Annotated in this window: 6 protein-coding genes and 1 pseudogene; 2 read left to right on the top strand and 5 right to left on the bottom strand. The window is 66.3% G+C overall.

The genetic code is table 11. The annotated features are described in order from the left end of the window. Both U9978_RS08875 and U9978_RS08880 read right to left on the bottom strand, forming a co-directional pair. Positions 1–799, bottom strand: a pseudogene (locus tag U9978_RS08875) (hypothetical protein); the annotation flags it as partial. 62 nt (positions 800–861) lie between these two features. Further along, positions 862–1,854, bottom strand: coding sequence for a hypothetical protein (locus tag U9978_RS08880; protein WP_322760590.1), 993 nt, complete (start codon positions 1,852–1,854; stop codon positions 862–864). A 238-nt stretch (positions 1,855–2,092) separates the two neighbouring features. Here U9978_RS08880 and U9978_RS08885 point away from each other — a divergent pair, with 238 nt between their 5' ends. Further along, the gene (locus U9978_RS08885) at positions 2,093–4,480 is read left to right on the top strand and encodes a hypothetical protein (protein ID WP_322760591.1); all 2,388 of its coding nucleotides are present in this window, start codon (positions 2,093–2,095) and stop codon (positions 4,478–4,480) included. A 29-nt stretch (positions 4,481–4,509) separates the two neighbouring features. Here the strand turns inward: U9978_RS08885 and hisS are convergent, their stop codons facing one another. The 3 genes from hisS to ppk2 all read right to left on the bottom strand — a co-directional run bounded on the left by hisS (position 4,510) and on the right by ppk2 (position 7,825). Then, a complete protein-coding gene (gene hisS, locus U9978_RS08890; RefSeq protein ID WP_322760592.1) occupies positions 4,510–5,829 on the bottom strand; it encodes a histidine--tRNA ligase in 1,320 nt (439 codons plus the stop codon). A gap of 429 nt (positions 5,830–6,258) precedes the next feature. Continuing rightward, positions 6,259–6,909 carry a nucleoside monophosphate kinase gene (locus U9978_RS08895; RefSeq protein WP_322760593.1) on the bottom strand — a complete coding sequence of 217 codons (651 nt, stop codon included), beginning with the start codon at positions 6,907–6,909 and terminating at the stop codon, positions 6,259–6,261. 67 nt (positions 6,910–6,976) lie between these two features. Further along, positions 6,977–7,825, bottom strand: a complete 849-nt coding sequence (gene ppk2, locus U9978_RS08900) for a polyphosphate kinase 2 (RefSeq protein WP_322760594.1) — start codon at positions 7,823–7,825, stop codon at positions 6,977–6,979. A 252-nt stretch (positions 7,826–8,077) separates the two neighbouring features. Here ppk2 and U9978_RS08905 point away from each other — a divergent pair. Next, a partial coding sequence (locus U9978_RS08905; protein WP_322760595.1) for a hydantoinase B/oxoprolinase family protein occupies positions 8,078–8,404 on the top strand: 327 nt, incomplete at its 3' end.

The following is an 8,404-nucleotide window of genomic DNA, read 5'->3' on the forward strand; positions in this document are numbered from 1 at the left end:
CGGCTGAACCCGCGGCCGGCTGGCCGTCGGCCGGCGCGCCCTCGGGTCTGTTGCCGAGATCTGTGATCAGCTGGCCGAGGCTGTTGCCGTCCGCGTGGATGACGGCGACCCAGTCGGGGACATCCTCCAGATGGTCGGCAACGTCCTCCAGCGCCTTCTCGGAGATTCCGGCGTAACGCGCGAGCCGGGTGAAGCCGGCGTCCTGGGCGGCGCGCTTGGCCCGGCTGGGACGTGACCGGGGCTGGCGTGATCGCGGACCGTCGCCGTCGATCACCACGTCGTAGGCGGGTAGACCGCTGGCAGCGCACTCGTCCACGATCGGAATGCGCAGGAACCGGCTCATCGGACCGGCGCGGCCGCTCTTGACCAGGGGCAGCAGTTGGTGTGCCTCGCGGCACCGCCTGGCCAGCATGCTGATGGGCGGTTGTCCCTTCTCTTCGTGGATGGCGTCCCAGTCGAAGCACGCTCCGACGACACCGCACACGTCCAGACCCGGGGCCGCCCGCAGCGCCCGTGCGGTGACCAGGCTCACCAGGGCTGTCCCCTTGTCCCGGTTGCGGACGACGATCTTGGCGCCGCCGGCCGCGTTCACCAGCAGCTGCGCTGGTCGACCGTCGCTGATTCGCCATGCCTTGCTGTCGAAGTCGGTGAATTCCGCGGCCAGCGCGTCGTCCACCCACTGGCGGAGCCCGTCGATGAGCTCGGACGCGCCGACGTTCTCCCGCCGTTTGGTGGTGTCGAAGATGAATCCCTGGTTTCCCGACGTCTCGATGAGGACGACGTGGCAGGTAACGCCCATCCGATGTCCTTTCTGTTCCCCCGAAGCAGGACGTGAACGCTAACCAGGTCAGTGGTTCGTGCTCACACCCGCCCCTGACGGACGACGGCTTCGACGACCGCGAAGACCTCGTCCGGGGTGAGCGCGCTGCGGGAACCGTCAGGATGCCGCGGCGCGCCGCCCACCGAGCTGCCGCCGCCCCAGCCGGGTTCACGGGCGGCCAGCGCGGCGAGGATCGTCCCGGGATCGCTCGGCGGGCCGACCGGGAAGCGATCGACGAGGTCGCTGCGCCGTCCGACCGTGTAGACGATCGAGGAGTCGGGTAGCCGCCGCCACAGCACCGCGCGGGTGTGCCCGGCGGTGTAGACCGGGTCGAATCCGTCGCCGGCGCTCGTGGCCATCACCCAGCCGGTACCGATGTGGGTGACGGTGAAGGTCGGCTCCCTTCGGGTCGGCGTGGCGCGCCGCGGGTTCTCTCCGGGCGCGCGGGTGATCAGCCCGGTGATGGCTGTGACGCAGCCGGCGAGCGCCCCGGCGGGGTCGGCTACCGGGCCATGACGGCGTGGTAGCGGGACGGCGGCGGTGAACTCGGCGAGCAGAGCGGGATCCGCCACCGGGTAGGCGGGGCCGTGGGCGTCCCGGCTGCCGACGGTCTCCACCAGCGCCCGGGTGCGCGGCGCGTGCGCGGAGTCGGGCGCGACCCATTCGGGATGGGCCAGCAGCGCGACGGCGAGGGCGGTGTCGGCGTCGATGTCGTTGACATAGACGGTGTAGGGGGTGGGGTCGAGCCCGAGCAGCAGCGCGTCCAGCACCTGCCGGCAGGTCGCCGAGGTCACCAGCCGCACGCAGTTGCCGTGGTGGTCGAAGCTCAGCCGGCGTCCGTCGAGATCGAGTTGCGGACCCTGCACCGTCCCGTCCAGCGCGATGCTGTAGCGGGGCAGATCCGCCAGGCTCACGACCCGTCCCGGGGTCACAACCACCCGCAGTGCGCCGATCGTCACGGCGTGCCCGCTGTGCTGGCTGATCGTCTCACCGTTAGTCCCGCTGGCGGTCTCACTGGCCGTGCCGCTGCTCATCGCCTGCCGCCTTCTGATCCGGCGCCGTCCCCCTGACGGCCGCCAACCTCACCCCGGACGGACGGCGCCGGGCTCACGGCGCCACCGCCGGCCGCACGGCGTCACCCCCGCCCCAGCGGTGAATGTCCACCACGTCATCCTTGCGCCGGGGGAGCAGATGGACGCGGTGCGGGGGTCCGCGGGTCGTCCGTCAGGAACCCGTGGAGGATCGACCACCGCCCACGGAAGGTGTAACGCGATGGCCATCACCGACCAGCAACCCGCCGATCCCCGTCATGTCCTCGTCCACATGGTCGGGGCCGCCGATCTCGGCACGCGCTCCGGCCGACCGTTCGCGGCCAGATGCGCTGAGTTGGAAAGCGCCGGTCCGGCGCAGGCCGCCCGGCTGCTGACGACGAGCGCCGACCCGAAGCGTCCGGCGCCTCTGATGGCGGTATTCGCGGACGGTGCGCCACGGTACGACCGGGTCATTCTCGTCGTGACCAGGAAACAGGCCGGTATGGCGCCCGACGAGGACTTCACCCGTCCCGTCGGCATGGCGATGAAAGCGCGGCTGGAAAGCGAGGGCCTGTACGGCGTCCGCTTCGAGCCAGGTGCCGTTGAGCTGCTGGAGGTCAGCGCCCCTCACAGCTCCAAGGTCCGCGTGGCCATCCGTGACTGGCTGATAAGCATATATGCGGGTAGGACCCTGCCTCAGGTGGACATCCAGTTCACCAGCGGCGCAACCAATGCGGGGATCGGGCTGGTGGCAGGTGCACTCGAAGCGGGTGTGGAGCCGCGACTGGTGCTCCTGACCGGCGCGACCGCTCGGCGGATCACGCTCCGGGAGGAACTTCCCGCCGACAAGGAGAACGCGCAACGCTGGCTCATCCGGAACCGGTTCTATTCACCTATGATCAAAGGCGATCCCGATAACGATAAACTGTGGCGGAGCCGGCTGGATCGGCAGATTCTCGCGGCCGAGACCACCGACCGCGACGGGGAGGATGGCACAGCCACGGGTATGCCCGAAGGGGATCTGGCCCGGGTGCTACTCGAACGGATCGGCCGCTACGAAGCGGTCGACGGTTTTCTCTTCAGAGCCTGGCTGAAGACCCGCACCCGTGGCCTCGCCGACCGGGACAGGACGGGCGGTCCCGGTACCGACCTGGATGGAAAGCTCGACGACGTGATCAGGCGTCGCTTTCCCGATCGGGTGACTCGGAACAGGCAAGAGACGCTGGAAGGTAAGGAGATCGAGGCATTGCGGGCCGCGTGCCGGGCGAAGGGACTACAGACATCCGCGCTTGACTTCCTGCTTCAGCCGCAGCTTCGAGAGGCAGAGGATGCGGCCAAGGATCTGGCCCATGGGAAACAGGCCGACCCGAAGGATCCGCGGATCATTCGGCGTTTTCTGGAGACACAGGGTTATCTGCCCCGCTATGACGAGAAGATCGTGGAGATTGGTTATCCGAGATGGCCCTACCTCGGTGACCGGCGTGTCCTGATTCTCATCGCCTTGGGAAAGGGCAGGGGCGAAGACTCACAGCCGTCCGGTCTGGACGATCTCATCAGGCAGGCACGTCGGTATGACATCGTCCCGATGATCCGGATCATCGTTTCCGCGGAGACCGAACGGATCGGCCGGCTGTGGGAGGAGAAGGCATGTGCCCAGAGCGTCGACTGCCGGGTCCTGCTGACATGCGGGATTGACTTTAGTGATCTTGAAGCCATTCGGTGTGACGTGTGGGACGCTCTCACCGTCGATGATCGTGAGCTCGACACTGTTGGGAAGATCTGGGTGGTCACGGGTCCCGGCCCGAAGCCCCAGGGGCTTGGGCTCCTGCTCACGGGTATGGAGTGGGGCCTGTCGGCGGCCTGTCCGACCCAGCTTGTGGAAATCCGTCAGGCTGCGGCGGGATCGAACGAGTCGATCGTGGAGGTCGACCGGGGCGCCGTGCTCAACCGGGTTGCAGGGGAAACTGAACTGGCCGGGGTCGCCCTGTCCGCGCTTGACTGTCTGGACGTCAGCGCCGCGGCGGCAGCGCTCGACCAGGGGTGGGCGCGGTCGCTGCGGCCACTTGCTGTCAGGGTGAGAAGGCTTTCGCTCGTCCCGGCCCCCCGTGATGGCGTCCGGGGGAGGAAGAAGCCGACCGCCGGGGCGGCAGCCGGCATCGATCCGGAATGGCTCATGTCGATCGGCATGTCCGATCAGGAGAATTCCTCGCTTCTTCTGTTGCGCGCCCGGCTGCGACTCGTCCAGACGATCGCGAAGAATGATCCATGGGGCTGTGCGGTACGGGCCGCCGCTCTGTGCGAAGGGACGTTGGGAAAGTACGGCGATGACGGCTGGTACACATTGTGTGACCGAAAGAGCCCCCGGTGTATCCCGCAGGCCACCCAGCTCGCCAGATACCGTAACGACAGCCCGGTCGCGTACGGACGGGAAAGGGTCGACCGTACGGGGACGGCTCCCGAACCGCCGTCCCCGGAGGCGCTGCGTCATTGCTTGCGGGATCTGCGCAAAGGCCTCAGTCAACGCGTGACAGTGAACGGCTGCGGACTGCCCGATATCTGGGACACCGTGCTCGTCGACGAACTCGAACTGCTCACGCAGGCGCTCCGGGCGTTTACCGTATCCATCTGATGTCGTCCATCTGGCGCCGCCTACTCGGGTCAGGGGCGGTGCCAGGTGGCCGGGTCGGCGGTGACCTGCTCGCCGCCGGCCATGTCCTTGACCTCGTGCGGCTTACCGTCCTCGAACGGCGGGAACCAGACGAACGGGACCCCCTTGCGGGAGGCGTAGCGGATCTGCTTCCCCAGCTTGTCGGCCTGGTGGTAGACCTCGACGTTGTAGCCGCGGCTGCGCAGCGCCCCGGCGGTGGCCTGCGCCTGCGCGCGGCGGGCATCACTCGGGAGGACGACGAGGATGTCGCTGGGGCAGCTGGGGCCGGTGCTCAGGCGGCCCTCGGCCACGAGTTTGGCGAAGATCCGGGTGAGCCCGATCGACATCCCGATGCCGGGCAGGTGCCGGCGGATGAACGACCCGGCGAGATCTGCGTAGCGGCCACCCGAGCAGATGCTGCCGTAGTCGGGCCAGTCGAGGAACTTTCCCTCGTAGACGGTACCGGTGTAGTAGTCCAGGCCGCGGGCGATGGACAGGTCCGCCACGACGCTGCCGGCAGGCAGGTCCGACAGTTCGTCCAGAACGAACGCCAGTTCGTCCAGACCCTCGGTGAGCAGGTCGGAGGTGACGCCGAGGCGACGGATGTCCGCGGTCACGCCCGCGTCGACGCCACGGATGTGGGCGAGATCCAGACAGGATCTGATCTGTGCGGGTGTCAGCTTGGTCCGGGTGGCGAGCAGTTTCTCGACCCCGGCCGCGCCCACCTTGTCAATCTTGTCCGCGATCCGGATGACGCCGAGCGGGTCGTCGATGCCCAGGCCGCTGTAGAAGCCCTGTAGTACCTTCCGATTGTTGATATTGATCGACCAGGCGGGGATGTTCAGGCCGGTCAGGATCTCGTGGATGATCCGGGGGAGCTCGGCGTCGAAGTGCAGCGGAACGTGGTCGACGTTGATGACGTCGATGTCGCACTGGGTGAACTCGCGGTAGCGGCCCTCCTGCGGGCGTTCGCCACGCCAGACCCGTTGCATCTGGTAGCGCTTGAGCGGGAAGACCAGGTCGTTGAAGTGCGCGGCGACGTACCGGGCGAACGGCACGGTCAGGTCGAAGTGCAGGCCGAGCCGGGCATCGCCGTCGTCGGCAGCCTCGGCCTGGAGCCGGCGCAGCGTGTAGACCTCCTGTGAGGTCTCGCCCTTGGCCATCAGAACCTCGAGGGCTTCGACGGATGGCGTCTCGACCGAACAGAAGCCGTAGCGTTCGAACCCCTGGCGGATCTCGTCGAGCCAGCGCAGCTCAACCAGCCGGACCTCCGGCAGCCACTCGGGGAACCCGCTGACCTGCGCGGGTCGGACGAGCTGCTCGTCGCTCATCGCGGACGTTTCTCCTCTCGCGGTGCCGGGCTCCCGGCACGGCACGCAGGCCGTACCGTATCCCGCCCATCGCGATCGACAGCGTCCCCACGTCGCCGAATGCCAACACGCCCAGCGCGGTTACTGCCAACCGCGGATCCTGTGGCTACTCTGTGTATCGAAATAGATACAGCGCGTGATGAAATGTGTTACTCGTCATAAGGAGGTTCCGTTGATCGGGATGCTTGACTGCAACACGTTCTGGGAGTTGTTCTTCCGCAACCTGTCGTCCCTGGCAAACATGGTTTTCTGACCATAAACGGCGATGTGATTCCGGCTGTTCACGTATCGCTGTTGGTCACGTATGGACGCTGTTCACGTATCGCCGTTGGTCACGTATCGACGCCGGCGCCCGCACCTCGGGCGCCGGCGGTCGCTCTTAGAGCGACCTTACTGTGACACGATCTTGGGTAGATCAAAGTGTTCGCGGATCTCGGCCTGCACGTCGACGGCCATATGTCGGGCGTCGACGACCGCCACGTATTCCTTGCGTTGGAAGATTTCCATCACCGGTCGGGTCTTCTCATGATATTCGCGGAGGCGGACCTCAAGAGCCGCGGGGTTGTCGTCCGATCGGGTCAGCAGCTGACCACCGCAGACGTCACAGGTGTCGGCGACCTGGGGGCGGCTCGCGATGAGGTTGTAGTCCAGCCCGCACCGTGAACACAACCGTCTGGCGAGCACTCTACGGTAGACCTCCTCGTCGGGGAGATCCAGGTAGATCACACCGTCGATGTCGTAGCTCTCCAGGAAGAACTCGGCCTGTCGGGCGTTGCGCGGGAAGCCGTCGATGATGAAGCCGTAGTTCCAGTCGTGACTGGCGAGGCGGTCGCGGACGACGGACTCGACCAGATCGTCGCCGACCAGGTGGCCGCTGGCGACGATGCGTTTGACCTGGGCGCCCAGTTTGGTATGACTCTGGACGTTCCAGCGGAATATGTCGCCCACGCTGATGTGGACGAGATCGAGGTCGTCGGCGAGTATTTTCGCCTGCGTGCCCTTCCCGCTGCCCTGAACACCCATGATGACGAACTTGCGCACATCCACCTCTGATTACGGAGAAGTTCCACGGGCGCCGGCCGACTGTGGACATTCGGCCGGCGCCGGATCAGTCGACGACGTAGCGGCGGGGCACCCAGGTCTGGGTGTCGATCGGCGGACGCATGTAAGCGCGTTCCTGCCGTGCCGGAAGCTGAATGTCCGCCTGCGGGAGGGTCTCATATGAGATCATGGTCAGCAGATGGCTGATGAGATTCAATCGGGCGCTTCGCTTGTCATCGGCGTCCACGACGTACCAGGGCACGTCCCTGAGGTCCGTATAGGCGAACATCTGATCCTTGGCCTCGGCGTAGTCGACCCAGCGGGCACGGGCTTCAAGGTCCATGTTTGACAGTTTCCACCGCTTGTCCGGGTTCTTGATCCTATCGCCGAAGCGTCTTTCCTGTTCCTTGTCGCTCAGTGACAGCCAGTACTTCACGAGGATGATGCCCGACCGTACCAGCGCCCGTTCGAGCTGGGGGCAGGTCCGCAGGAAATCCTCGTACTCCTCGTCGGTGCAGAATCCCATGACCCGTTCGATGCCCGCCCGGTTGTACCAGCTCCGGTCGAAAAACACTATTTCACCTGCCGCCGGCAGATGTTGGATATATCGTTGAAAATACCACTGTGTCCGTTCGCGTTCGGTTGGCGTGCCGAGAGCGACGACCCGGCAGTGTCGGGCGTTGAGTTTCTCAGTGATGCGTTTGATCGTCCCGCCCTTGCCCGCGGTGTCCCGGCCTTCCATGACCACCACGACCCGTAGGCCCCGATGAACGATCCACTCCTGCATCCGCACGAGTTCGGTCTGCAGGCGAACGAGTTCCTTGTCGTAGAATTCCCTCGAACAGTGCCGGGGAGTCACATGTGCCGACAGCGCAGCCTTCGTGGCCGGATCGGTGCTGTTGCTCAGGTCCGCCATGGCCCTCTCCATTCTATCTGGCCCGGCTGTTGCCCGCGCCCACACCGACCAGCCCACACCGACCAGCCCACACCGACCAGCCCACACCGACCAGCCCACACCGGCGGGTTGGTCGTCACCCCGGAAGTAATTCCGGGGTGACGACCACTGGTACTCCTGTAATTACCCGAAGCGTATTCTACGGCGTATGCCAGCCTTGGCTGTGGGAGCCGGCGACACTGGACACCCGCCTGTTTTCGAACGGAGGACGACATGGATCCGGTGACACTGTCGGTGCTGGCGAGTGCGTTCGCGGGTGTCGCCGAGGAGATGGGGACGCTGCTCGTGCGCAGCGCCTACTCGTCCAATATCAAGGAACGCCGGGACTGCTCCGCGGCTCTGTTCGACGCGACCGGGCGGATGGTCGCCCAGGCCGCCCACGTCCCCGTGCACCTCGGCGCGATGTACGAGTCGGTGCGCGCCGTGGCCGAACGCGGCGCCGTGCCCGGCGACGTGTGGGTGCTCAACGATCCGTTCGCCGGGGGGAACCATCTGCCCGATATCACCCTCGTCTCGCCGCTGGCGGCGGCTGGCGAGATC

Origin of the sequence: Protofrankia sp. Cr2 (assembly GCF_963555885.1) — a bacterium.
Taxonomy (GTDB): domain Bacteria; phylum Actinomycetota; class Actinomycetes; order Frankiales; family Frankiaceae; genus Protofrankia.

Bases quoted from the DNA above. Each gene is read 5' to 3' on its own strand.
- U9978_RS08880 (WP_322760590.1), bottom strand. From the start codon at position 1,854: ATGAGCAGCGGCACGGCCAGTGAGACCGCCAGCGGGACTAACGGTGAG.
- U9978_RS08885 (WP_322760591.1), top strand. From the start codon at position 2,093: ATGGCCATCACCGACCAGCAACCCGCCGATCCCCGTCATGTCCTCGTC.
- hisS (WP_322760592.1), bottom strand. From the start codon at position 5,829: ATGAGCGACGAGCAGCTCGTCCGACCCGCGCAGGTCAGCGGGTTCCCC.
- ppk2 (WP_322760594.1), bottom strand. From the start codon at position 7,825: ATGGCGGACCTGAGCAACAGCACCGATCCGGCCACGAAGGCTGCGCTG.